This is a genomic window from Nocardia otitidiscaviarum NBRC 14405, assembly GCF_000308635.1.
In the GTDB taxonomy this organism is placed as follows: Bacteria; Actinomycetota; Actinomycetes; order Mycobacteriales; family Mycobacteriaceae; genus Nocardia; species Nocardia otitidiscaviarum.
The window spans coordinates 187,175-212,103 of the sequence record NZ_BAGD01000019.1 but is presented as its reverse complement, the minus strand read 5'-3'; the positions used below and the strand labels follow the sequence as shown (position 1 = coordinate 212,103).

Genomic DNA, 24,929 nt, shown 5'->3' with positions numbered 1-24,929 from the left:
GTCAGACGGTGCGGGTGAGCCGTTCGGCCAGGATGCGGGCGAACTGCGCCGGATCCTTCAACTCGCCGCCCTCGGCGAGCACCGCGGTGCCGTACAGCAGTTCGGCGGTCTCGGCCAGATCCGAACTCTCCTCCGCCGAACGCTGCGCGAAGGCATCGCGCAGACCGGTCACCAACGGATGCGTCGGGTTCAGCTCCAGAATGCGCTTGGTGTGCGGCAGGTCCTGCCCGGAGGCGCGGTACATGCGCTCCAGCATCGGGGTGAAGTCGAACACATCACCCACGACGCAGGCGGGCGAGGTGGTGAGCCGGTTGGTCAGGCGCACCTCCTTGACCTCCTCGGCCAGGGTCTCCCCCAGCCACTTCAGCACATCGGCGAAATCCTTCTCCTGCTGTTCGCGCAGGGCCTCGGATTCCTTCTTCTCCTCCTCGGTCTCCAGATCCACCTCACCCTTGGCGATGGACTGGAACGGCTTGCCGTCGAACTCCGGCACCGCGCCGACCCACATCTCGTCCACCGGATCGGTGAGCACCAGCACCTCGATGCCCTTGGCCCGGAACGCCTCCATATGCGGGGAGTTCTCGATCTGCTGGCGGGACTCGCCGGTCAGGTAGTAGATCGCGGACTGGCCGTCCTTCATGCGCTCCACGTACTCCGCCAGCGAGGTGGGCTCGGTCTCGGAGTGGGTGGAGGCGAACGAGGCGATGCTCAGGATGGTCTCGCGGTTGTCGGTGTCGGAGAGCAGACCCTCCTTGACGACCCGGCCGAATTCCTTCCAGAAGGTCTCGTACTTCGAGGTGTCCCCGTCCTCGGCCTGCCCGGCGGCCTTCATATCCTTGACCGTGGACAGCACCTTCTTGACCAGCCGCTTGCGGATGGCCCGGATCTGCCGGTCCTGCTGCAGGATCTCGCGCGAGACGTTCAGCGACAGATCCTGCGCGTCCACCACGCCCTTCACGAAGCGCAGATACTCCGGCATCAGCTCTTCGCAGTTGTCCATGATGAACACCCGGCGCACGTACAGCTGCACACCGCGCTTGTGCTCGCGCGCGAACAGGTCGAACGGCGCGTGCGACGGAATGAACAGCAGCGCCTGGTATTCGAAGGTGCCCTCGGCCTTCATCGGGATGATCTCGAGCGGATCGTCCCAGGCGTGCGAGACGTGCTTGTAGAACTCCTTGTACTCCTCCTCGGACACCTCGCTCTTCGGGCGGGTCCACAGGGCCTTCTGGGAGTTCAGCGTCTGGGTTTCGGTGATCTCCTTCTCGGTCTTCTCCTCGCCCTCACCCTCGGTGACGGTGCGCTTCACATCCATCCGGATGGGCCAGGCGATGAAATCCGAGTACTTGCGGACGATCTCGCGGAGCTTCCACTCCTGCGTGTAATCGAAGAGATGATCGTCCTCGTCGGCGGGCTTGAGGTGCAGCTGCACCGTGGTGCCCTGCGGGGCCTCGTCCAGATCCTCGATGGTGTAGGTGGAGCTGCCCGCGTTCGACTCCCAGCGGGTGCCGCCGGTCTCGCCCGCCTTGCGGGTGGTGAGGGTGACCTTGTCGGCCACCATGAAGGTCGAGTAGAAGCCGATGCCGAACTGGCCGATCAGCTCCTCCGCCTCGGTCTGCGACTTCTTGGCCTCCAGCAGCTGCTTGCGCAGCTCCGCCGTGCCGGACTTGGCGAGGGTGCCGATCAGATCCACGACCTCGGCGCGGGACATGCCGATGCCGTTGTCGCGCACGGTCAGCACCCGGCTGTCCCGGTCCACCTCGAGTTCGATGTGCAGATCGGAGGTGTCGGCGGTCAGATCCTTGTCCCGGAACGACTCGAGCCTCAGCTTGTCGAGAGCGTCGGAGGAATTCGAGATCAGTTCCCGCAGGAAGGTGTCCTTGTTCGAATAGACCGAGTGGATCATCAGCTCCAGCAGCTGATGCGTCTCGGCCTGAAACTCCAGTTGTTCGACGTGATCGGTCACGTCGTGATGGTACGACGCGCGAAATCTGCGATGGAGGGAACCTCGGCATCCGCGCGATCGGTCATCCAGTCCCGCAGGATCTTCGTGGCCAGCACATCGTCCTCGTTGTACTCGAGGATGCGGGTGCGCTGGGACAGGTCCGGATCGCCCTCGTAGCCGACGGCCAGGCGATACCAGCTCATGGACGCCTCGCCACCGGCCTCCGGATCACGCCAGGCGAATCCGGCGACGGGGGCGATCTTCTTGAGGCCCTTGCCGTTCGGGCAGATGAACTGCTCGGAGACGGCCTGGAACATGTCCACCCAGTCGGGCCCGTCGACGAACTGCTGGATCTGCTTCTCGGTGGGCACCCCCGGCTGCCCGGCGAAGCGGCGGGCCGACTCGTAGAGCCACTTGTCCTCGGCGGTGCGGGAATAGCAGTAGGCGGCAAAGGTTTTCCCGCTGGCCTTCGCCTCGGCGCGGATGCCCATCAGCCAGTTCCAGAACTCGGCGAAGGACCGGCCCTCGTCCGGGGTGGGCAGCGGATCCCAGGTGACGAACGGACGGTAGACGCCGTCGAGCAGGGTGCCCCACAGGTAGGCCCCGTGCTCCTGGAAGCTCTCCAGGTCCACATCCACCTCGACGTCCGCGCGCCGCACCGTGACCCGGTCGACGCGGCGGACCAGGGGTGCGCCGGTGGCCCAGGCGCGGGCGGTGACCACGGCCTCGGTGAACGGCTCGTACTGCCAGTCGTCCGGATCGTCACCGGTCCATCCGGCCAGATCGTCGATGGTGTCGACGCCGTGGCGGCGCAGCACCTCGGCGCGCGAGCCGGGGGCGACCAGGCTGATGTCGCGGTGGGCGATCAGCCACTTCTCGCACGCGCCGGCGAGGGCGTCCACGGCGACCGGGTCGGCGGTCTCGGCGGAGGTTACCGGGACAGCGACGGCCGTATCGACGGCGGCGGCTGCCGGGGCGGTGCGGGTCCACCACGGACACTGGCGGCACTCGGGCACCTTCGACGGGATGGTCGGCAGCTCTCCCCGCACCACGGCGACCCGATCGGCGTAGCGCTGGTCGTAGTCGTCGAGAATCGGGCCCAGGTCGTGCACCAGGATGCGGTCGAAGTGGTAGCCGATGGCACCGCCGACCAGGGCGGGGCTGGCGTAGCCGTGGCGCTGCAACATGCGGTAGAGGTGGGCCAGCCGCTGCTGGTCGCGCTGCTGCGGGCGGGTGCGGACGTGCTTGTCCGGCTGCGGATTCCAGCGGTGCAGGTCGCTGGTGGTGGGGTGGTAGTCGGCCGGGTCGGGTTGGCGCGGATCGGTGACCTTGTGGTTCACCACGATGATCGGGATGTAGCCGCCGCGATCGGCGTCCCGCCACAGGATTTCGCAGCCGCCGCGCCGCCCGGTGTCGGGTTCCTGCGGCAGCAGCGCGCCCCAGATGCGGTCGACACCCGCCGCGCAGGCCGCCATGGTGGCCTCGGCGCGCTGCGCGGCCGAGCGGGTCGGGTCGATCACCACCCAGCGGTTCGGATCGGCCGCGATGAGCGTGTCGCGCACATTCTCCCGGTGCGCCTGCGCCGCCTCCCGCCGCTGCTTCACCCCGGCGTCCTCGGCCACGCCCGACATCGCCCCCGGATGCAGGGCGTCCAGATGCAGCCGGTGACGGCAACCGATCAGCGCCCGCGCGTCGATGAAAGACACCCGCTCGGTACGGAACTCGGCCGTCGACTCGGACCCGACGGCCGCCGTGTCGGCCGGTCGCCGATCGTCGGCAGCGCCGTGTCTGTCGCGACCCACCCGGTCGCCAATGCCCGAATCCACGCATAGCAGTATGGCGTGCGCCCCCGACACCGCCAGCCGCCCGCCCCTCCGCCGTCCTGGTGTGCACCGGCTCCCTACGTGCCACGCTGCCGCCCGGCGGCTTCGTCCGCACCCGTCGCTCCCCTCGTACGACGCCGACCGGGACTGCCCACTCGCCGGTAAACGGGCATCACGGTCACGGTCGCGGGTGTGGACCCGCTACTGTGGGCGGCAAACCGTGTGACATGGGCGGACGGGCGAATTCCCCGGCCTGTGCCGCCATGGCGAACCAGCGTGACGGAGGCCGTTCTATGGGGTTGTTCACCAAGCGCAAGAAGCGGGTCAGCCGCCGAGCGGAGGCGAAGGCCCTCAAGCACAAGGCGGCGATCGAGGCCAAGCTCGGGGCCAAGAACGAGCGCAAGCGCAACCGGGCCGAGATACGCACCCAGGAGAAGGTGGCCAAGGCGCAGATCAAGGCGCTCGAGGCGGAGGAGAAGGCCGCGCTCAAGGTGGCGGCGCGGGCCGAGCGGGAGCTGTTCAGCGCGGCGCAGGTGCGCAAGTACCTCGGCGTGGCGCGGATCCTGGTGCCGGTGCTGGCCCCGCTGGCGTACCGCGGCGCGACCTTCGTGCGCGGCCAGATCGACAACCGTCGGGCGCAGCAGCTGGGCATCGGCCTGGATCAGCTCAGCGAATTCTCCGGACCGGGTGCGAAACTGCGCGCACGCATCGCCAATGTGGAGACCACGATCGGCGAATTGGAGTCCAAGGACGCCGATGTGGACACCAAGAAGTTCGCCACCGCCACCCGCGACCGCCTGGACAGCCTGAGCGCCGCCGTGCGCACCGCCGACCAGATGCCGATCCAACGCCGCCGCGCCGTGCACGCATCCATCTCCAATGAACTGTCCGGCGTCGAGTCGGACGTGCTCGCCCGCCTCGGCGTGCGCTGACCCGGCTGTTCGATGCCCTACCGTGGCCGCACCGACCGCCGAGGCGACATGCCCGGCGGAACCGTGCGGTCGCGCGGTCCCGAGGACGAGCACCGTGGCCGCGCAGCGGCGGCAACCAGCTCCACGCCGGGACTACGACGGAGGCGGTGGCCGGTCGCCGTGCGCGGTACGGAATCGCCTGCGCGGCAGGATAAAACGCCGCGGGTACGCGGATTTCTGGTAGGGGTCACGGTCGCGGCGCTGGCCATTGCCGCGCACGGCGCGGCCGGGGCCGACATTCCCGAGTCGGCCGGGGTGACGCTGCTGTTGCTGATCTCCGGTGCGGCCGGGGTGTCGGCGGCGGTATCGACGCGATCCCGGATGGCGCTGCTCGGCTGGCTGCTCGCCGGGCAACTGGCCTGCCACGGCGCGCTGTCGGCGCTGTCCGGGCACACCCACGGTTCGGGTGCGGTGGCCGACCGGTGGATGATCACGGCTCATGTGCTGGCGGCCGGATGCTGCGCGGTGCTGCTGGCGGTGGTCGAGCGGCTGTACGGGCTTGTCTCCCAGGCGGTCCGGGCGGCGACCACCCGCCCCGCGGTGCCCGCGACTTGTGGGGCGTGCCGGTGGCCGTATGCGGCGGGGGTGGCACGGCACGCGCTGGCCGTCGGTGCGATCGGTCCGCGTGCACCGCCCGTTCCGGGCTGTCGCTGATCCCTCACCAAACCCTCTGCCAGAGAAAGCCCATCCACTTATGCACACCTACGTTTCGCGTGCGCTCGGCACGGCCGTCGCGGCCGCGAGCCTCACGCTCTTGGGCGCGGGTACCGCCTTCGCCCATGTCACCGTCGACGCGCCCGGCGCACAGCAGGGCGGCTACACGGTCGCCACCTTCCGGGTGCCGACCGAATCCGATACCGCGTCCACCACCGAACTCGTTGTCACCCTGCCGAATCTGAAGAGTGCGCGCACCGAGCCGCTGCCGGGGTGGACCGCGAAGGTCGACCGCAATGCGCAGGGTGAGGCGACCTCGGTCACCTGGACCGCCGAGCCGGGCAATCCGGGTGTGGGTCCCGGCCAGTTCCAGCGGTTCGTCATCTCCCTCGGGCGACTCCCCGAGACCGAGACCGTGAGCTTCGCCGCCGTCCAGACCTACAGCGACGGCACGGTCGTGCACTGGGATCAGCCGGAGACCGGGGGTGCGGAGCCCGAACATCCCGCTCCGACACTGACTCTCGCGGCGGGCGACGGCGATGGGCACGGCCACACCGTCGGCGACTCCGCCGCCGCGGAGACCGACACCGACACCACCGCCCGCTGGCTCGGCGGCATCGGCCTGGCGCTGGGCGCGCTGGGTTCGGCCCTGGGCCTGGGCGCGGTCCTGCGGAGCCGCCGGTCATGATGCGACGTGTGATCGCCGGTGTGGTCACCGGCCTGCTGGTGAGCGGTATGGCCCTGCTGGGCGCGGGCACCGCGAGTGCGCATTCGTCGGTGGTGGGCAGCGACCCGGCCGCCGGGGCGGAGATCGCGACCGGGCCGGAGCGGGCCACGGTCACCTTCAACGAGGATCTGCAGACCAGTTTCCCGTCCATGACCGTGACCGGTCCGGACGGCAACCTGTGGTCGAAGGGCGACCCGACGGTGGACGGCCGCACCATCAGTGTGGCGGTCGGCGAGCTGGGTCCGGTCGGCGAGTACAAGATCGCCTACCGGGTCACCTCGGCGGACGGCCACCCGGTGAGCGGCAAGATCACCTTCACGCTCACCCAGGAGGGCACCGGCACCCCCGGCCCGAAGGCGAATGCCAAGGCGGGCGAGGACGGCGACGGCGGCGGCTTCCCGCTGTGGATCTTCATCGTGGGCGCGGTGGTGCTGTTCGGCGGCGGCCTCGCCTTCGCGCTGCTCGGTGGTCGGGGTAAGCGACGTTCGTGAGCCGGCCAGACCGCACCGATCGCCGTGGGGGGACCGGCGGCATCCGACGTCGGCTGCTGCTGGTCGTCCCCGCGGGCCTGCTGGGCGCACTGCTGGCGTGGACGCTGGCCGGGGCCGACCCGGTGCAGCCGGAGGCCCCGACCCGGGCACTGGCGGACTGCGCGGGCGCGGCGGTGCTCGGCCTGGCCGCACTCCCCCGCCTGCACGACCGGCTCGACATCCCGTGGCGTGTGCTCGCTATCGCGGCGGGGGTGTGGGCGGCCCTGGAATTCGCCATGCTCGCCTTCGAAGCCGCCGAGGTGCTGGGTGTCTCGGTGGGTGAGCTGGGCGCGCGGCAGTTCGGCGATTTCCTCACCGATGTGAGCGGCGGCCAGATCGGCATCGCCATCCTGCTCGGCAGCGGTGCGGTGGCGACCTACAGCGCCTTCGGTTTCCGGCTGCCGGAGCGGGCCACCCCCGATCTGGTGCTGGTGTTCACGGCGGTGACCCTCGCGCTGCGACCGATCACGGGACATATGTCACAGCAGGCGTTCGGTTCGGTGCTGGCCGCCGTGCACGCGCTGGCGGCGGCGGCCTGGTTCGGGCTGCTGCTGGCGCTGGCGCTGGTGGTGCGGACCCGCGGCGAGTGGGCGGTGTTGCTGCCCCGCTATTCGGCGTGGGCGCTGCCGCTGGTGGGCGTGGTGGGACTGACCGGCCTGGTGAACGGTCTGGTGCGGGTGGGCGGTCCGGCGGCGCTGGTGACCACCGGCTACGGTCGCATTCTGCTGGCCAAGACCGTACTGCTGGCGGCGCTGATCGCGCTGGGCTGGTGGTGGCGCAGGCGCTGGGTGCCGGTGGCCGCCGATCACCGCATGACGGCCGAGTCGTCGCTGCGGCGCGCGGTGCTGGAGACGGTCGCCATCGCGGTCGTTTTCGGACTCGCTGCTACACTGGCCGTCACCGCGTGAGACCTGGTGTGACACACCCGACCTGCGGGCAAAACTAGAACACGTTACAGTCGAGCGCATGACCGAAGTCAAGATCATCGCAGACTGCGCGGCCTCGGCCGAATCCGCGTTCGCCTACGTGAACGACTACCGCAATCTTCCGAAGTTCATCACCGAGATCAGCGCGTTCACCCCGCTCACCGAGCAGACCGAGGGCGTCGGCGCGACCTTCGACGGCACCATTCAACTCGGCCCCGTCACCCTGCACTCGACCATCGAGATCGTGCGCCACGAAGAGAACTTCGCCATCGGCGTGAAGTCCATCAAGGGCTTCGAGATCGAATCCACCTTCCTGTTCCACGCCAAGGGCGAGCACGCCTGCACCGTCGACGCCATCGTCGACTACCGGGTGCCGGGCGGTATCGCGGGCAAACTGCTGGGCAAGACCATCGAGCCGTTCGTGAAGATGGCCGTGAAGAGCTCCACGCACCACCTGACCACTCAGATCGCCGCCTATCACCGCAGCGACGCCAACGCCTGATCACGCATCCGGACGGTCGCCGACGACGCCGACCCCGGTATGCCCGCCGCCCCGAGGGGCCGCGAATACTCATCGGTAACCACAGGGGAAGATGAACCCCGTGACCGATTCAGCCAATACTTCAGCGAACCCCGTCGCCACCGCCGACCTGGCCGATGAGATCGGCCCGGAGATCCGCAGCTGCGACACCCAGTTCATTCAGTTCGGCGGCCGGGAAGCCTTCTCCGGTCGCATCGTGACCATCCGCTGCTTCCAGGACAATCTGCTGGTCAAGCAGACCCTCGGCGAACCCGGCGCGGGTCGGGTGCTGGTCGTCGACGGCGGCGCGAGCGTGCACACCGCCCTGGTCGGCGACATCATCGCCGGACGCGGCGTGGACAACGGCTGGGCCGGTGTGATCGTCAACGGCGCGGTCCGCGACTCGGCCATCCTGCGCACCCTCGACATCGGCATCAAGGCGCTGGGCACCAATCCGCGCAAGAGCACCCAGACCGGCTCCGGCGAGAAGGACGTGCCGGTCGAGTTCGGCGGCGTCACCTTCGTGCCGGGCGACATGCTCTACAGCGACCACGACGGCGTCGTGGTGCGAGCCGAGAGCTAGCCCGCCTGAGCTACCCTCGCCTCCCGAGACCGGTTGTCACGGGTGCGGGATGCGAGGGCTCAGTCCGCCGCGACACGGGCCTTGTGGCCCGCGAGCGTGACCACGTCGCCCGCTTGTAGCTGTCGGCCGCGGCGCGTCTCCACCTCGTCGTTGACGCGCACCAGGCCCTGGGCGATCACGGTCTTGGCCTCCGAACCGGAATCGATGAGGTTCGCCAATTTGAGGAATTGGCCGAGTCGAATGACTTCGTCCGCGATCGGCACATCGACAGGATCCGACATGGGTACATCCTCACCCGCCGACGCTCCCGCGCCAAAACGCGACCTCGCGACCGGCCGGTAGGCCGTGGTTCCCCGGTCGCGAGACACGTACCCGGTGGCTTCTCCACAATGTGCCGTCGCACCAGACACACTGGTGCGGTGACTTCGACGCAGGACCGGCACCACCACGACTCCGAGCACAGACCGGAGGCGCGGTCACCGGAGGTTCCGCACCGGGGACACGGGCGCTTCGGCGAGGTGCCGCACCTCGCCGGTCTCGCACTGGGCGTCTTCGCCGTGTGCTGTGCGCTGTGGAGCATCTCCCCCGCCCTGCGCTACCTGACCTCCGGACTGCGGCACTACCTCGACGACTACTACTTCGACGCCCCCGACACCAGCCTCATGTGGGCGCTCATGGTCGGCCTGCTGGCGGGCGCGACCGCCAGCCGCAAACGCATCGCCTGGTGGGTGCTGGTCGGCTACCTCGCCCTGTACGCGCTGGCCAACGGCATCGAATTCGCCGCCGTGCGCGACTATCACGCCCTGGTCGCCCTCATCGTGCATCTGGGCGCGATCGGGATACTCGTCGCCGCCTGGCCGGAGTTCTACACCCGGGTGCGTCCCGGCGCGGTGTGGAAGGCGCTCGCCGTGCTCGGCGGCGGACTGGCCGCGGGCTGCCTCATCGGCTGGGGACTGGTGGAACTGTTCCCGGGCAGCCTGCCCGGCGGCATCCAGCGACCGGCGTGGGCGGTCTCCCGGGTGACCGCGGCCATCCTGGTGAGCAACGAGAACTTCGACGGGCATCCGCCGCACTTCGTGAACCTGCTGCTCGGCCTGTTCGGCGCGGCGGCGGTGGTGGCGGCCGCGGTGGTGCTGTTCCGGTCGCAGCGCGCGGCCAACGCGCTCACCGGTATCGACGAGTCGGCGTTGCGCGGCCTGCTGGAGCGCTCCGACGTGGCGGATTCGCTCGGCTACTTCGCCACCCGCCGCGACAAGTCGGTGGTGTTCGCGCCCAGCGGTAAGGCGGCGCTCACCTTTCGGGTGGAGCTCGGGGTGTGTCTGGCCTCCGGCGATCCCATCGGCTTGCGGGAGGCGTGGCCGCACGCCATCGACGCCTGGCTGCGCCTGTGCGACGAATACGGTTGGGCCCCCGCGGTCATGGGTGCCAGCGAGGCCGGTGCCACCGCCTACGGGCGCGCCGGACTGTCGGCGCTGCGGCTGGGCGACGAGGCGATTCTGGAGACCCGGAGCTTTTCGCTGGCCGGACCGGAACTGAAGCAGGTGCGCCAGGCCGCCAATCGACTACGCAAACAGGGCGTGGTGGTGCGGGTGCGCCGGCACGCCGAAGTGCCGCCGGAGGAGATGCGGCGGGTGATCGCCCGCGCCGACGCCTGGCGCGATACCGAGACCGAGCGCGGCTTCTCCATGGCGCTGGGCCGCCTCGGCGACCCGCTCGACGGGAACTGCCTGCTGGTGGAGGCGATCGACCCCGCCAGCTGCACCGGCCCGAACGACGAACCCCGGGTGCTGGGCATGCTGTCGCTGGTGCCGTGGGGCCGCACCGGCGTCTCCCTGGATCTCATGCGCCGGGACCCCGAGGGCCCCAACGGGATCATGGAGCTGATGATCTCGCAGCTGGCGCTGAACTCCGACCAGTACGGCATCACCCGGATCTCGCTCAACTTCGCCGTCTTCCGCGCGGTGTTCGAGGAGGGCGGGCGGATCGGCGCGGGACCCGTACTGCGCCTGTGGCGTTCGATCCTCATGTTCTTCTCGCGCTGGTGGCAGCTGGAGGCGCTGTACCGGTCGAATGTGAAGTACCAGCCCGTCTGGGTGCCGCGGTTCTCGCTGTACGAGGATCGGCGGCAGCTGCCCCGGGTGGCCATCGCCAGTGCGCTGGCCGAGGGCTTCCTGCCGCGCTTCGGCACCCAGCCGGACGCGACCCGGCACACCGGCGTGACCTCCGCGGTGCCCGGCACCATCACCGGCCTGCACGCCGACGGCAGCGCGCCCGATCCAGCCGAGGACGCCGCGGCCGATCCGGGACCGCGGCGTCCGGAGCAGGTCCGGGTGCGCATGGACAAGTTGCGGCGGCTCACCGAACGCGGCATCGACGCCTACCCGGTCGCCTACCCGCCGACGCACACCATCGCCGCCGCCCGGCGGTCACCGCAGGGCACCACGGTGCGAGTGTGCGCGCGGCTGTTGCGAATTCGCGATTACGGCGGTGTCGTGTTCGCGCTGTTGCGCGACTGGTCGGGCGAGATCCAGCTGATGATCGACCGCGGCCGGGTCGGCACCGGTCGCGCCGCCGAATTCGACGAGTTCTTCGATCTCGGCGACCTGATCGAGGTGAGCGGGCAGATCGGCCGCAGCCGCCGCGGCGAGCTGTCGCTGCTGGCGCAGGACTGGCGGATGATCGGAAAATGCCTGCATCCGCTGCCGGACAAGTGGAAGGGCCTGGCCGATCCCGAGGCGCGGGTGCGGCAGCGCTACGTGGACATGGCGGTCAACTCCGAGACCCGCGAGCTGCTCACCAAGCGCAGCGCGGTGGTGCGCTCCCTGCGCGACACCCTCGGCGGCTGGGGGTTCCTGGAGGTGGAAACCCCGGTGCTGCAACAGGTGCACGGTGGGGCCAACGCCACCCCGTTCACCACCCACATCAATGCCTACGACCTGGACCTGTATCTGCGCATCGCGCCGGAGCTGTACCTCAAGCGGCTGTGCGTGGGCGGCATGGAGAAGGTCTTCGAACTCGGCCGCGTCTTCCGCAACGAGGGCGTGGACTACAGCCACAATCCCGAGTTCACCATTCTGGAAGCCTATGAGGCGCACAGTGATTACGAGCGCATGATGCACGCCTGCCGCCAACTCGTCCAGCAGGCGGCGGTGGCGGCCAACGGAAAGATGGTGGCGCTGCGTCCCGACGGCGACGGCGGCTACACCGAGGTGGACATCTCCGGCGAGTGGACGGTCAAGACCGTGCACGGCGCGGTCTCCCAGGCGCTCGGCGAAACCATCACGCCCGACACGGATGTGGAGCGGCTGCGGCTGCTGTGCGAAAAGGCCGGGGTGGCCTACCAACTCGGTTGGGACGAGGGCCAGCTCGTGCTCGAACTGTACGAGCGCCTGGTGGAATCCCACACCGAGGAGCCCACCTTCTACATCGATTTCCCCACCTCGGTCTCCCCGCTGACCCGCGCCCACCGGCATATCGCCGGGGTCACCGAGCGCTGGGACCTGGTGGCCTGGGGCGTCGAACTCGCCACCGCCTACAGCGAATTGACCGATCCGCTCGAACAGCGTCGACGGCTCACCGAGCAGTCCATGCTGGCGGCGGGCGGCGATCCGGAGGCCATGGAGCTGGACGAGGACTTCCTGCAGGCGCTCGAACACGCCATGCCGCCCACCGGCGGACTCGGCGTCGGCGTCGACCGCGTGGTCATGCTGCTCACCGGGCGCAGCATCCGTGAGACGCTGCCCTTCCCACTGGTGAAACCGCGTACCGCGCAGAGTGATTCACGATGATGACAGAATGCCGTGTCGCGCGGTATGTCGCGGCCTGACCTGCTCGTATTAACGCGACGTGACCCGGGCGCGACTACCGTTCGACGATCGGCCCGTGCCACGGGTCGCGAACCGAACGGGGGTTCCCACATGTACTACCTGGACCTGATGACCCAGGCGAATCTGCTCGACCACTCGGTGTGGGCCAGTCCCGACACCTGGACCGCCGCACTCGAGCACCAGGCCAAGCGCAAGAAGAGCGGCGGCGGCAAGGGCGGCCTCATCTTCGGCGCGATCTGCTGTATCGGCCTGGTGGTGCTGATTCTCGGCATCGTCTACCTGGTCACCCAGCGCAAGAAGAAGTAGGGGCGGGGCCGACCCGGGCCGGAGGTCCGGGTCGGGCGTACGGCACAGTAGGAGACGTGCAGTTGATCCTCGTCCGCCACGCCCAGCCGCAGCGCATCCACGGCACCGCCGCGCCAGACATGCACGGCACCGCCGTGGCGGCCGATCCCGACCTCACCGAGATCGGCGTCCAGCAGGCCGGGCGGGTTCCGGGAGTGCTCGCCCCGCACCGGGTGGCCCGGGTGGTGAGCAGCCCGCAGTTGCGCGCCCGCGAAACCGCGCGGCCCACCGCGGAGAAGCTGGGCCTGGATATCGACATCTGCGACGGTCTCGCCGAATACGATCGCGACCTGCCGGTGTACATCCCCATCGAGGACGCGCAACGCGAATTCCAGCAGGTGTACGAGCGGATCAAGGCCGGATACATCCCCGAGCAGATCGACGCCGACGCCTTCCGCGCCCGGGTGCTGGACACGGTCGCGGCGATCACCGCCGCCGCCGACCACACCGATACGGTGGTCGCCTTCGCGCACGGCGGGGTGATCAATGTGCTGCTGCAGGATGTGCTGGGCCTCGAACGGCCGCTCACCTTTCCGATCGACTACTGCTCGGTCACCCGAATCCTGTACTCGCGCAGCGGGCGTCGCACGGCAGCCACCGTCAACGAGAACAGCCACGTGTGGGATCTGCTCCCCCGCGGGCTGCGGTCCTGATACGAGCGAGGGCCGTCCCACCGGGACGGCCCTCGCCGGTTCGACACCTGCGGACTAGGCCGACCGGGCGATCCAGTTGTGCATCCAGCTGACGGCGGTCTGCCCGCCGCCGACCGGGTAGCTGCCGTACATCTGGTGGGTGCCGGTGCCGTAGAACTGCCGCAACTGCTCGATGCGCTGCTGGTTGGCGTCCTCGCTGAGCTGCGCCTGCAAGGTGGGGAACCCGCCCTGTGCCATCAGATCGGTCATGATGGCGCCCAGTTCCTGCTGGTAGCGCCACATGCTGGCCGGGCTGGGATTGGATGCCTGCGCGAGGAATCCGGCGAACCGCATGACGAAGTCGCTCTCCTCCGTCGAGCAGTACAGGTCGCCGATGGCGCAGATGGTGCGCACCCGGTCGGCGATCCAGCCGAAGCCGCCGACGCGCGGGCCACCGGCCCCGGCGCCCGGTGCGGCCGGGCCGACCTGGATGTCCGCGGGCGAGCGGCGCGGATCGGAGAGCAGGCCGACGGCCACGACCCGGTCCGGGGATACCGGCCCGATTCCGGTGCCGATCTCGGCGGCCAGGTCACCGGCCGCGTCCGCGCCCTGGCTGTAGCCCACGATCGCGATCTTGGTCGAACCGCAGCGCGCCGCCATGGCCCGCACCAGATTGCGGGCGTTCGCGGTGGCCTCCGCCTTGGACGCGCCGTAGACATCGCCCTCCCAGGGGAAGGCGGTCGCGGCGTAGTTCACATAATCCACGCGGCCGGGTAGCCCGTCGGTCACACCCGACAGCATGCCGTGCTCGGGATCCTTGTCCTTGCCGGTCTCCCAGGTCCCCGGGATGGCGACCGTGTACAGGCTCGGGCATCCCGGATCCGCCACCGCGGCTCCGCTACCGCCGAGCACGAGGCCGGACAACACACTCGCCGCTGCCCCCGCAGCGGCGACAATCTTCTTCAACCGCATAGTGCTCCAGTTCACCTGCCCGGGACGTAACGATCTCGTCCCGATTCCCGATCATGGTGCGGTCGTCCGATGACGTTTCCGTGCACACCGAGTTAACGCAGGTAACCCCACCCGTATGAGATTCGCGAACTCACCGCGGCGAAGAGATCGGCGACACACCGGTGACAAGGATAAAGGGGGCTTGGCGTCGTCGCCGACCAACTGCCGGAAAACGTCCGATTTGCGTTGGTGCCAACATCTTTCACGCACCGGCTCTGTGATGCACGCCACTGCGGAGGGGTGTGAGCCGCAGTGAGATCGTGGCGACCGGTCCGCACTCGCGACGGCCGGTGCGAACTTACCGATGTATCGCACACCGAAATTCGCAGGTGTTCGCTCGGCTCGCGGGCGCATACTGACCTGTAGTACCTCGTCGGGGTGGAGGGCATGAGGTGGAGTCGGCAATCCGATCGGATGCTGTCCGCGCGACCCGTTCACTGCTGACATCGGTAGTCGCGCGGTTCGCCGCCGCCTGGGAAACCGCACAGACGCCGCCCGAGCTGGCCCGGTTCCTGCCGGACGCACCCGAGTTCCGGCGGCTGTGCCTCATCGAACTGATCAAGGTCGACCTCGAATACCGCTGGGTGCGCTTCCACCACCCCAAGCGCCTCGCCGACTACCTCGCGGAATACGTCGAACTCGGCGCCGAACCGCTGCCGCCGGACCTGGTCTACGAGGAATTCCACGCGCTGCGCCGCGCCGGGCTCGAACCCGAACCGAGCGGGCGCGTCGACACCGACGACACCGTGCCCGCCCTCGCCGCCGACGACTACCGCAGCACCCTGATCGCGGTGCCCTGGGCGCAGGAAGCCCTGGACGGCATCGAGGTGGGCGACCGCATGGGCGACTTCGACCTGCTCAGCGAACTGGGCAGCGGAGCCTTCGCGCGCGTGTTCCTGGCCTGGCAGCGCTCCATGCAACGCCTGGTGGCGGTGAAGATCTCCCAGAACCGCGGCACCGAATCCGAGACGCTGGCACAACTGGACCACGACCACATCGTGCGCGTCTACGATCAGCGGCTGCTCGCCGACCGCGACCTGAAACTGCTGTACATGCAGTACCTGCCGGGCGGCACCCTGCACGACGTACTGACGCTGGTACGCACCCGCCCACCCGAAGAGCGCAGCGGCGCACTGCTGTTGGAGGCGGTCGACGCGGCCATGCGTGCCCGCGGCGACATCGTGGACGGCGATTCCCTCATCCGCACCGAACTGGCCGCCGCCACCTGGCCGGAGGCCGTGGCGTGGCTGGGCAAACAGCTCGCCGAATCACTCGACTACGCGGCCCGCCACGGCGTGCTGCACCGCGACATCAAACCCGCCAATGTGCTGCTCACCGCCGAGGGCGCGCCGAAGCTCGCCGACTTCAATGTGAGCTTCGGCCGCCATGTCGCCGGGACCAGCCCACTCGCCTACTTCGGCGGCTCACTGGCGTACATGTCGCCCGAGCAGCTCGCCGCCTGTCATCCGCACCTGCCCACCACCGCCGAACACCTCGACGACCGCAGCGACATCTACGCCCTCGGGGTGATGCTGTGGGAATTGCTGACCGGCCACCGGCCCTTCGACGACGAAACGCGCGCGGGCGACTCCGCCACCTCCCTCGAGCGCATGCTGGAACTGCGCGAACGCGAAGTCGCGCAACAGCATCTGATGGACCTGCCCCCGGATACGCCACCGACCCTGCGCCGCGTGCTGCTCGGCTGTCTGGCCCCGCGCCCGCAGGACCGGTGGGCCAGCGGGGCCGAACTGGCGCAGCAGCTGGGCCTGTGCCTGGACCGCCGCGCCCGCGATCTGGTGGACCCGCCGCACACCAGCCCGCGCGCCCGGCTCGGCCCCTGGTCGCTGCTGGCCATCATCAGCCTGGCCAGCACCGCCGGGCTCATCCTCGGCGTGCTGTACAACAATCTGCACAACGCCCCGCTGTTCTACGCCTGGGTGCGGCCCGACCAGCGGGAGCGACTCCAGGACATCAGCGGTCTGCTCGGCGTCCTCACCACCCCGATCGCCATCGTGGTGACCAACTATCTGTGCCGCCGCGCCTTCCTGGTGTGGCGGGTGGTGCGGCGGGGCCGGACCGTGGACACCGCGATCCTCGCGCAGGCGCGGCGCGACACCCTCGTCGACGGCGACCGGGTGGCGCTGGTGGCCTTCGGCGGCTGGATGTTCCACGCCCTGGTGACACCGGTGGTCCTGCTGGTCTACTCGGATCTGTCGGTGCGCCAGATCATCCACTTCTCCACCACGCTGGTGGTGAGCGGGACCATCGCCGTGGTGTATCCGTTCTTCCTGGTCACCTTCTGCGTGGTGCGCTGCTTCTATCCGCGCTTGCTGGTGCACGGGGAGACCACCGACGACAGCGCCGCGCTGCGCGCACTGGGCCGCCGCTGCAATCGCTATCTCGCGGTGGCGGCGTCGATTCCGCTGATCGCCGTGATCACCGGCCTCATGTTCCTGGAACCGGCCGAGGTGTCCCTGGTGATCGACCCCATCCAATGGCTGTGCCTGGCAGGCATTCTCGGCTTCATCGGCGACTACTGGCTCAACCACCAACTCCAGGAGGACCTGCGCGCCTTCGAACGCGCGGTCACCCGAAGAACAGCAGCCCGAACAACCCCAGCCACACCACACTCGTGACGATGCCCGCGACCGCCCAGCCCCGGTCGTCACGGTCGCTGTCCGTGAACAATGACATGATGCCGAGGCCGAGTCCCGGAATCGCCGGTATGCCACAGAGGAATCCGCTCATCCCGAGCGCGAACGACGCGATCGCCAACCCGGTGCGCCGCCGCGGTGCCGGCTGGGCGTAGGCGCTGTAGGCACCCGGTACGACCGCATTGTCCCCCGGCCGCACCGGAAACGGCGCATACAACGACGCACCGAACGGCACCGGCGGCATGATCGTCCGCCCAGCCGAACCATACGGCCGCAGTGGCGGCAACTGCTCCATCGCGTGATCGAGATCCCCGAAGGTGCGCGCGTTGAGTGCCAACCCGATTCGATCGGAGAGTTCGTCCCCGGTAATCCGCCCGGCCTGGAAGTGCTGCTTCAACGCCTCGATCGCGCGTTCCCGGTCGGCATCGCCCGCAAGCGAATTCGACGTGGGCCACTGAGGTTCCATGGGCGTCTCCGTTGAACCCGAGGAAGCGGATATCTCTGCTTCGAGCCTATGCCTCCAGCACGCCGGAATACGCCGTTCGAGAGCAGCACCACAGGGCGCGCCGCATCACATCGTCATGCATCACAGCCTCATGCATCACCGATGTGACGGCGTTCGGCGGCGGTCTGCTCCGCTGGTTACGCCGGACGCCCATGGGTCGAAACCCATGGGCGTCCGTTTGTGTCGCTCCGCTCAGCGGGTCAGCGCTGCGCCACCATCGTGGGGGTGATGGGGGACGGCAGGGCGGAATCGCCCTCGAGGTACTTGTCCACCGCGGCGGCGGCGGCGCGACCCTCGGCGATGGCCCAGACGATCAGGGACTGGCCGCGGCCCATATCGCCCGCGACGAAGACGCTGGGGACGGTGGTCTGCCAGGCGTTGTCGCGCTTGACGTTGCCGCGCTGGTCGTAGCCGACGCCCAGATCCTCGAGCAGGCCGTTCTTCTGCGGGCCGACGAAGCCCATGGCCAGCAGCACCAGATCGGCCTCGAGGGTGAAGTCGGTGCCCTCGACCTTCTCGAAGCGGCCGTTCACCATCGTGACCTCGTGCGCCTGCAGGCCGGTGACCTTGCCGTCCGCGCCGACGAAACGCTCGGTGTTCACCGAGAACACCCGCTCGCCGCCCTCCTCGTGGGCCGAGGAGACCCGGTACATGAGGGGGTAGGTCGGCCACGGGGTGGACGCGGCGCGCTCCTCCGGCGGACGCGGCATGATCTCGAACTGGTGCACCGAGGCCGCACCCTGCCGGTGCGAGGTGCCCAGGCAGTCCGCGCCGGTGTCACCGCCACCGATGATGACGACCTTCTTGCCCTTGGCGTGGATGGGCGGCAAGCCCTCGGCGTCGGTGATGGCGTCGCCCAGCTGCACCCGGTTGGCCAGCGGCAGGAACTCCATGGCCTGGTGGATGCCGTCCAGATCGCGACCCGGGATCGGCAGATCGCGCGCGATGGTCGCGCCACCGGCCAGCACCACCGCGTCGAACTGCTCGCGCAGCTGCTCGGCGGTGATGTCCACGCCCACGTTCACGCCGGTCTTGAAGACGGTGCCCTCGGCCTCCATCTGCGCCATACGGCGGTCGATGAAGCGCTTCTCCATCTTGAATTCCGGAATGCCGTAGCGCAGCAGGCCGCCGATGCGGTCGTCACGCTCGAACACGGTCACGGTGTGGCCCGCGCGGGTGAGCTGCTGCGCGGCGGCCAGACCGGCCGGGCCGGACCCGACCACGGCGATCTTCTTGCCGGTCAGACGGGTCGGGTACACCGGGGTGACCCAGCCCTCGTCGAAACCGTTCTCGATGATCTCGACCTCGACCTGCTTGATGGTGACCGGGTCCTGGTTGATGCCGAGCACGCAGGACGACTCGCACGGAGCCGGGCACAGGCGGCCGGTGAACTCCGGGAAGTTGTTGGTGGCGTGCAGCCGCTCGAACGACTCCTTCCACGCACCCTTGTAGACCAGGTCGTTCCACTCGGGAATCAGGTTCCCCAGCGGGCAGCCGTTGTGGCAGAAGGGAATACCGCAGTCCATGCAGCGGCTGGCCTGGCGCTGGAGGGTCTCGTGGGAGAAGTTCTCCTCGTAGACCTCTTTCCAGTCCATGAGGCGCAGCGGCACCGGACGGCGAGTCGGCAGTTCCCGTTTGGTGTGCTTCAGGAAGCCCTGTGCGTCACCCATTTACGACTCCTGACAAAAGCTAACGCGCCATCCGGCGCACCGAACAAGGCTGGTGCGTCGCACCGCAGTAACGTCAGCCACGAGCGGCCTTGAATGATCGCAGCGCCTCGCCGCACCCGCGGCCCCGATGTGATCAGCCACGAGCGGTCTTGAATGATCGCAGCGCCTCGCCGCACCCGCGGCCCCGATGTGATCAGCCACGAGCGGCCTTGAATGATCGCAGCGCCTCGCCGCACCCGCGGCCCCGATGTGATCAGCCACGAGCGGCCTCCATGATGGCCTCGTCGACATCGCGCCCCGAAGCCTCCGCCTCGGAGATGGCGAGCAGGACCTTCTTGTACTCGCGCGGCATGACCTTCACGAAGTTGTTCACCTGCTGCGACCAGTCGCTCAGGATGCGTTCGGCCACGGCCGAACCCGTCTCGTCGCGGTGGCGCGCCACAATGTCGTGCAGCCAGGTGAAGTCCTCACCCGAGAGCGGCTCGATGGCATCGGACTGCTCGGGGTTGACATTGCCCTCGAAGGTGCCGTTCGGGTTGTAGACGTAGGCCACGCCGCCCGACATGCCCGCACCGAAGTTGCGGCCGGTCTCGCCGAGGATGACCACCCGGCCACCGGTCATGTACTCGCAGGCGTGGTCGCCCACGCCCTCGACCACCGCGGTGGCGCCCGAGTTGCGAACCGCGAAGCGCTCGCCGACCACACCGCGGATGAACGCGTGGCCGTTGGTGGCGCCGAACAGGATCACGTTGCCCGCGATGATGTTCTGCTCCGCCACGAACTCGGCGGGCGCGTCGGCCGACGGCCGGACGACGATGCGTCCACCCGAAAGGCCCTTGCCCACATAGTCGTTGGCATCGCCGAGCACCCGCAGGGTGATACCGGCCGGGACGAACGCACCGAAGGAGTTACCGGCGGAACCGGTGAACGTGATGTCGATGGTGTCGTCGGGCAGGCCCGCGCCGCCGTACAGCTTGGTCACCTCGTGGCCGAGCATGGTGCCGACGGTCCGGTTCACGTTCGTGATCTTGGTTTCGAACTTGACCGGCTTGCCCCGCTCCAGCGCGTCACGCGCCTGGGTGATGAGCTGGTTGTCCAGCGCCTTGTCCAGGCCGTGGTCCTGCTCCTTGGTCCGGCGGCGGTCCTGGTACATGAACGCCGTCTCGACGTCGTCCAGGATCGGCGACAGGTCCAGCTTGCTGGCCTTCCAGTGCGACTTGGCCGCGGTGGTGTCGAGCAGGTCGACCCGGCCGACGGCCTCGTCCAGGGTGCGCAGACCCAGCGACGCCAGCAGCTCGCGCACCTCTTCGGCGATGAACATGAAGAAGTTCTCGACGAATTCCGGCTTGCCGGTGAAGCGCTCGCGCAGGATCGGGTTCTGGGTGGCGACACCGACCGGGCAGGTGTCGAGATGACACACGCGCATCATGATGCAGCCCGAGACCACCAGCGGAGCGGTCGCGAAACCGTACTCCTCGGCGCCCAGCAGCGCGGCGATCATGACATCGCGACCGGTCTTCATCTGACCGTCGACCTGCACCACGATGCGGTCGCGCAGACCGTTGAGCAGCAGCGTCTGCTGGGTCTCGGCCAGGCCGAGCTCCCAGGGGCCGCCCGCGTGCTTGAGCGAGGTCAGCGGCGACGCGCCGGTGCCACCGTCGTGGCCGGAGATCAGCACCACGTCGGCGTGCGCCTTGGACACACCCGCGGCGACGGTACCGACACCCGGCTCCGCGACAAGTTTCACGTGAATCCGCGCCTGCGGGTTCGCGTTCTTCAGGTCGTGGATCAGCTGGGCCAGATCCTCGATCGAGTAGATGTCGTGGTGCGGCGGCGGCGAGATCAGGCCGACGCCCGGGGTGGAGTGCCGGACCTCGGCGACCCACGGGTACACCTTGTGCGCGGGCAGCTGGCCGCCCTCGCCGGGCTTCGCGCCCTGCGCCATCTTGATCTGGATGTCGGTGCAGTTGGTCAGGTAGTGCGCGGTCACGCCGAAGCGGCCCGAGGCCACCTGCTTGATGGCGGAACGACGCCAGTCGCCGTTCTCCTCCGGCTCGAAGCGCGCCGGATGCTCGCCGCCCTCACCGGAGTTCGAGCGGCCGCCGAGCCGGTTCATCGCGACGGCGAGGGTCTCGTGTGCCTCGGCGGAGATGGAGCCGTAGCTCATCGCGCCGGTCGAGAACCGCTTCACGATCTCGCTGGCGGGCTCGACCTCGTCGATCGGAATCGGGTTGCGGCCCTTGGACTTGAACTTGAACAGGCCGCGCAGCGAGGCCAGCCGCTCGGTCTGGTCGTCCACCATCTTGGTGTACTCCTTGAAGATGGAGTACTGCCCCGAGCGGGTGGCGTGCTGCAGCTTGAACACCGTGTCCGGGTTGAACAGGTGGTATTCGCCCTCGCGACGCCACTGGTACTCACCGCCGACCTCGAGCTCGCGGTGCGCGCGCTCGTTGCGGTTCTCCAGGAACGCCAGCCGGTGTCGGGCCGCGACCTCGTCGGCGATGTCGTCGAGGCCGATGCCGTCCAGCGGCGAGTTCAGGCCGACGAAGTACTCGTCGCACAGCGCCTGCGACAGGCCGACCACCTGGAACAGCTGCGCGCCGCGGTAGGACGCGACGGTGGAGATGCCCATCTTGGACATCACCTTCAGCACGCCCTTGCCGGCCGCCTTGTTGTAGTTGGCGACGGCCTTCTTGAAATCGGACTCCACCGAACCGGTGCCCAGCGACAGCGCGCCGCGCTCCAGCATGTCCTCGATGGACTCGAAGGCCATGTACGGGTTGATGGCCGCCGCGCCGAAGCCGATCAGCATGGCCATGTGGTGCACCTCGCGGGCGTCACCGGCCTCCACGACCAGGCCGACCTTGGTGCGGGTGCGCTCGCGCACCAGGTGGTGGTGCACGGCGGCGGTCAGCAGCAGCGACGGGATCGGGGCGAGCTTCTCATTGGACTCGCGGTCGGACAGCACGATGATGCGCGCGCCGCCGTCGATGGCCGTCGAGACCTGGCGCTGCACGGCCTCGATGGCCTTGCGCAGCCCCTTGCCGCCCTTCTTGACCGGGTACAGGCCGTGCACGACCACCGAGCGCAGCCCCGGACGGGAGCCGTCGTCGTTGATGTGGACCAGCTTGGCCAGCTCGTCGTTGTCCAGAATCGGCTGAGTCAGGGTGATCTGACGGCAGGACTCCGGGCCCGGGTGCAGCAGATCGGACTCGGGTCCGATCAGCGTGCGCAGCGAGGTCACGACCTCTTCGCGGATGGCGTCCAGCGGCGGGTTGGTGACCTGCGCGAACAGCTGCGCGAAGTAGTCGAACAGCAGTCGCGACCGGTTGGACAGCACCGCGATCGGGGTGTCGGTGCCCATGGAGCCGAGCGCCTCCATGCCCTTCTCCGCCATGGGAGCGAGCAGCAGGTTCAGCTCTTCGTTGGTGTATCCGAAGATCTGCTGGCGAATGAGCACGCGGTCGTGCGACATGTGCACGTGCGGGCGGTCGGGCAGATCGCTCAGCTTGGTCGGGCCCTCGTCCAGCCACTGCTGGTACGGGTGCTCGCCGGCCAGCTCCTCCTTGATCTCCTCGTCGCCGATGATGCGGCCCTGCGAGGTGTCGACCAGGAACATGCGGCCCGGCTGCAGCCGCGCCTTCTTGACCACCTTGGCGGGGTCGATGTCGAGCACGCCGACCTCGGAGGCCATCACGACCAGACCGTCGTCGGTGACCCAGATGCGGGAGGGGCGCAGACCGTTGCGGTCCAGCACCGCGCCGATGACGGTGCCGTCGGAGAAGCACACCGACGCCGGGCCGTCCCACGGCTCCATGAGGAACGAGTGGTAGCGGTAGAACGCACGCTGCGCGGGGCTCATGTTCTCGTGGCGCTCCCACGCCTCCGGGATCATCATGAGCACGGCGTGTGGCAGCTTGCGGCCGCCCAGGTGCAGCAGTTCCAGCACCTCGTCGAAGCGCGCGGTGTCCGACGCGCCCGGGGTGCAGACCGGGAAGATCTTCTCCAGGCGGTTGTTGCCCTCGGAGTCGGTGCCGAAGACGTCGGAGTTCAGCAGCGCCTCGCGGGCGCGCATCCAGTTCTCGTTGCCGGTGACGGTGTTGATCTCACCGTTGTGCGCGACCCGGCGGAAGGGGTGCGCGAGCGGCCACGAGGGGAAGGTGTTGGTGGAGAAGCGGGAGTGCACGATGCCGAGCGCGGATTCGACGCGGTCGTCCTGGAGGTCCAGGTAGAACGCGCGCAGCTGCGGCGTGGTGAACATGCCCTTGTAGACGAAGGTCTGGCCGGACAGGCTCGGGAAGTAGACCGACTCCTTGCCGACCGGTCCCGCGCCGGCGCCCGCCTTGCCGAGTTCGTGCTCGATGCGCTTGCGTACGACGTAGGCGCGGCGCTCCAGGTCCATGCCGGAGAGCTGCTCGGCGCCGCCCTTGGGCGAGGCGATGAAGATCTGCCGGAAGGTCGGCATGGCGTCGCGGGCCAGCGCGCCCAGCGACGATTCGTCGATCGGCACCTCACGCCAGCCGAGGACCTCGAGGCCCTCCTCGCGGACGATCTTCTCGACCCGGTAGGCGGCGCGCGCGGCTTCGCGGCGGGCCTGTGGGAGGAAGGCGATGCCGGTGGCGTACGAGCCCTCGGCGGGCAGCTCGAAGTCGACGATCGCCCGGAAGAAGCGATCCGGGAGCTGGATCAGGATGCCCGCGCCGTCGCCGGAGTTCGGCTCCGCGCCGGCTGCGCCTCGGTGCTCCAGGTTCAGCAGTGCCGTGATTGCCTTGTCGACAATGTCGCGGCTGCGACGGCCGTGCATGTCGACGACGAATGCGACACCACAGGCGTCGTGTTCGTTCGCCGGATCATAGAGCCCGCGGGGTCCAGGGGACCTGTGGCCAGGAAGTTGCGTCATGCCTCTGCCTTCACAAAAAACAGGCCTTCGAAGAATGCGGCCTTCGTCGAACGCCTCCGTCAGACTGCGCCCGGACGTTGCAGTCACAGTCGGCTTCCTGACCAGCGGCGCTGATGGTCATACCGTGCAGTCAACTCTCTAGTTGTCCACCCGCTTCGAATTCCTAGTCGGGTGCTCGGCGGTAACCCAACGCTTACGTGTTGGCTACCTGCCGCGCCGTTTTCGCCTTTTAGTCTGGGCACCGATCTGGTCCCGGCTGTTGGGGCGATATGCCGAACTTGTCGCGTTCGACGTAAGAGCAAACGATAAGTCAGGACTTGAGCCCAACCAACTTAGGTTGCACTAATAACAGTGTCTAGCTGGGCTTCTCCATCGATCCTCCACTACCTGCGCGTTCTCTAGTGTAAAGCAGCCGAGCGGCATCGTTTCAGTCGAGTTCGCCACTGTTGTCCAGGTGACCGGCCCGAGCGGAGGATCGCCCCGCTCACACGCCGGTATGCCCTCTCACCTGCATCGAAACAGATTTCCCCGCAATCACTTCGGATAAACCGGACGTAAGGTGGCTAACTTTCCGGACACCTCACCACCCTGCCGAGAGCGCCTGGGAGACAGGTAACGGCAATGTTCCGACCGTACGGAATCGTTTGCCGTTCACCCAGCTCAGCACACGACTGGCTAACGTTGAATATGCGGTAGCTCACATTTG

Annotated in this window: 18 protein-coding genes; 11 read left to right on the top strand and 7 right to left on the bottom strand. The window is 68.5% G+C overall.

Annotation, left to right across the window (positions count from 1 at the left end; all coding sequences use genetic code 11):
- Position 1: 1 nt before the first annotated feature.
- Both htpG and ON31_RS01015 read right to left on the bottom strand, forming a co-directional pair.
- Positions 2-1,966: a molecular chaperone HtpG gene (htpG, locus tag ON31_RS01020; RefSeq protein ID WP_039808236.1), complete on the bottom strand. Its 1,965-nt coding sequence runs from the start codon at positions 1,964-1,966 to the stop codon at positions 2-4.
- Positions 1,963-3,576: a TM0106 family RecB-like putative nuclease gene (locus tag ON31_RS01015; RefSeq protein WP_081592139.1), complete on the bottom strand. Its 1,614-nt coding sequence runs from the start codon at positions 3,574-3,576 to the stop codon at positions 1,963-1,965. Before ON31_RS01015 ends, htpG begins: the two co-directional genes overlap by 4 nt.
- A gap of 485 nt (positions 3,577-4,061) precedes the next feature.
- On the opposite strand from ON31_RS01015, the gene ON31_RS01010 reads away from it, so the two are divergent.
- The 7 genes from ON31_RS01010 to rraA all read left to right on the top strand — a co-directional run bounded on the left by ON31_RS01010 (position 4,062) and on the right by rraA (position 8,679).
- On the top strand, positions 4,062-4,700 hold the full coding sequence (locus ON31_RS01010) for a DUF6474 family protein (protein WP_029930490.1): 639 nt from the start codon (positions 4,062-4,064) through the stop codon (positions 4,698-4,700).
- A gap of 159 nt (positions 4,701-4,859) precedes the next feature.
- Entirely contained in the window at positions 4,860-5,393 is a 534-nt protein-coding gene (locus ON31_RS01005) for a hypothetical protein (RefSeq protein WP_051036586.1), read from the top strand.
- 40 nt (positions 5,394-5,433) lie between these two features.
- The gene (locus tag ON31_RS01000) at positions 5,434-6,081 is read left to right on the top strand and encodes a YcnI family copper-binding membrane protein (protein ID WP_039808232.1); all 648 of its coding nucleotides are present in this window, start codon (positions 5,434-5,436) and stop codon (positions 6,079-6,081) included.
- Positions 6,078-6,611, top strand: coding sequence for a copper resistance CopC family protein (locus ON31_RS00995; protein WP_029930493.1), 534 nt, complete (start codon positions 6,078-6,080; stop codon positions 6,609-6,611). The genes ON31_RS01000 and ON31_RS00995 overlap by 4 nt, the downstream gene beginning before the upstream one ends.
- The gene (locus ON31_RS00990) at positions 6,608-7,558 is read left to right on the top strand and encodes a CopD family protein (RefSeq protein ID WP_051036584.1); all 951 of its coding nucleotides are present in this window, start codon (positions 6,608-6,610) and stop codon (positions 7,556-7,558) included. Before ON31_RS00995 ends, ON31_RS00990 begins: the two co-directional genes overlap by 4 nt.
- Positions 7,559-7,616: 58 nt before the next feature.
- Complete coding sequence (locus ON31_RS00985) at positions 7,617-8,078, top strand: SRPBCC family protein (protein WP_039808229.1); 462 nt, start codon at positions 7,617-7,619, stop codon at positions 8,076-8,078.
- Positions 8,079-8,178: 100 nt separating this feature from the next.
- Complete coding sequence (rraA, locus tag ON31_RS00980) at positions 8,179-8,679, top strand: ribonuclease E activity regulator RraA (protein ID WP_255221930.1); 501 nt, start codon at positions 8,179-8,181, stop codon at positions 8,677-8,679.
- A 59-nt stretch (positions 8,680-8,738) separates the two neighbouring features.
- On the opposite strand, the gene ON31_RS00975 is transcribed toward rraA, so the two are convergent.
- Complete coding sequence (locus ON31_RS00975) at positions 8,739-8,960, bottom strand: RNA-binding S4 domain-containing protein (RefSeq protein ID WP_039808223.1); 222 nt, start codon at positions 8,958-8,960, stop codon at positions 8,739-8,741.
- A gap of 138 nt (positions 8,961-9,098) precedes the next feature.
- Between ON31_RS00975 and lysX the strand changes: the two genes are divergently transcribed.
- The 3 genes from lysX to ON31_RS00960 all read left to right on the top strand — a co-directional run bounded on the left by lysX (position 9,099) and on the right by ON31_RS00960 (position 13,504).
- Positions 9,099-12,467: a bifunctional lysylphosphatidylglycerol synthetase/lysine--tRNA ligase LysX gene (gene lysX, locus ON31_RS00970; RefSeq protein ID WP_039808220.1), complete on the top strand. Its 3,369-nt coding sequence runs from the start codon at positions 9,099-9,101 to the stop codon at positions 12,465-12,467.
- A gap of 129 nt (positions 12,468-12,596) precedes the next feature.
- The gene (locus ON31_RS00965) at positions 12,597-12,812 is read left to right on the top strand and encodes a hypothetical protein (protein ID WP_039808218.1); all 216 of its coding nucleotides are present in this window, start codon (positions 12,597-12,599) and stop codon (positions 12,810-12,812) included.
- 56 nt (positions 12,813-12,868) lie between these two features.
- Positions 12,869-13,504 (top strand): histidine phosphatase family protein, encoded by a 636-nt coding sequence (locus ON31_RS00960; protein WP_039808215.1) that lies wholly within the window; start codon positions 12,869-12,871, stop codon positions 13,502-13,504.
- 54 nt (positions 13,505-13,558) lie between these two features.
- Here ON31_RS00960 and ON31_RS00955 read toward each other — a convergent pair whose 3' ends face one another.
- Positions 13,559-14,455: a cutinase family protein gene (locus ON31_RS00955; RefSeq protein WP_081592127.1), complete on the bottom strand. Its 897-nt coding sequence runs from the start codon at positions 14,453-14,455 to the stop codon at positions 13,559-13,561.
- 431 nt (positions 14,456-14,886) lie between these two features.
- On the opposite strand from ON31_RS00955, the gene ON31_RS00950 reads away from it, so the two are divergent.
- A complete protein-coding gene (locus ON31_RS00950; protein ID WP_051036583.1) occupies positions 14,887-17,130 on the top strand; it encodes a serine/threonine-protein kinase in 2,244 nt (747 codons plus the stop codon).
- On the opposite strand, the gene ON31_RS34380 is transcribed toward ON31_RS00950, so the two are convergent.
- The 3 genes from ON31_RS34380 to gltB form a co-directional block, all read right to left on the bottom strand.
- Complete coding sequence (locus tag ON31_RS34380) at positions 17,081-17,614, bottom strand: DUF1707 and DUF4190 domain-containing protein (protein WP_029930503.1); 534 nt, start codon at positions 17,612-17,614, stop codon at positions 17,081-17,083. The two genes, ON31_RS00950 and ON31_RS34380, sit on opposite strands and share 50 nt — an antisense overlap.
- 239 nt (positions 17,615-17,853) lie before the next feature.
- Positions 17,854-19,323, bottom strand: a complete 1,470-nt coding sequence (locus ON31_RS00940; RefSeq protein ID WP_039808213.1) for a glutamate synthase subunit beta — start codon at positions 19,321-19,323, stop codon at positions 17,854-17,856.
- Positions 19,324-19,576: 253 nt separating this feature from the next.
- Positions 19,577-24,223, bottom strand: coding sequence for a glutamate synthase large subunit (gene gltB / locus ON31_RS00935; RefSeq protein WP_039808210.1), 4,647 nt, complete (start codon positions 24,221-24,223; stop codon positions 19,577-19,579).
- Positions 24,224-24,929: the final 706 nt, after the last annotated feature.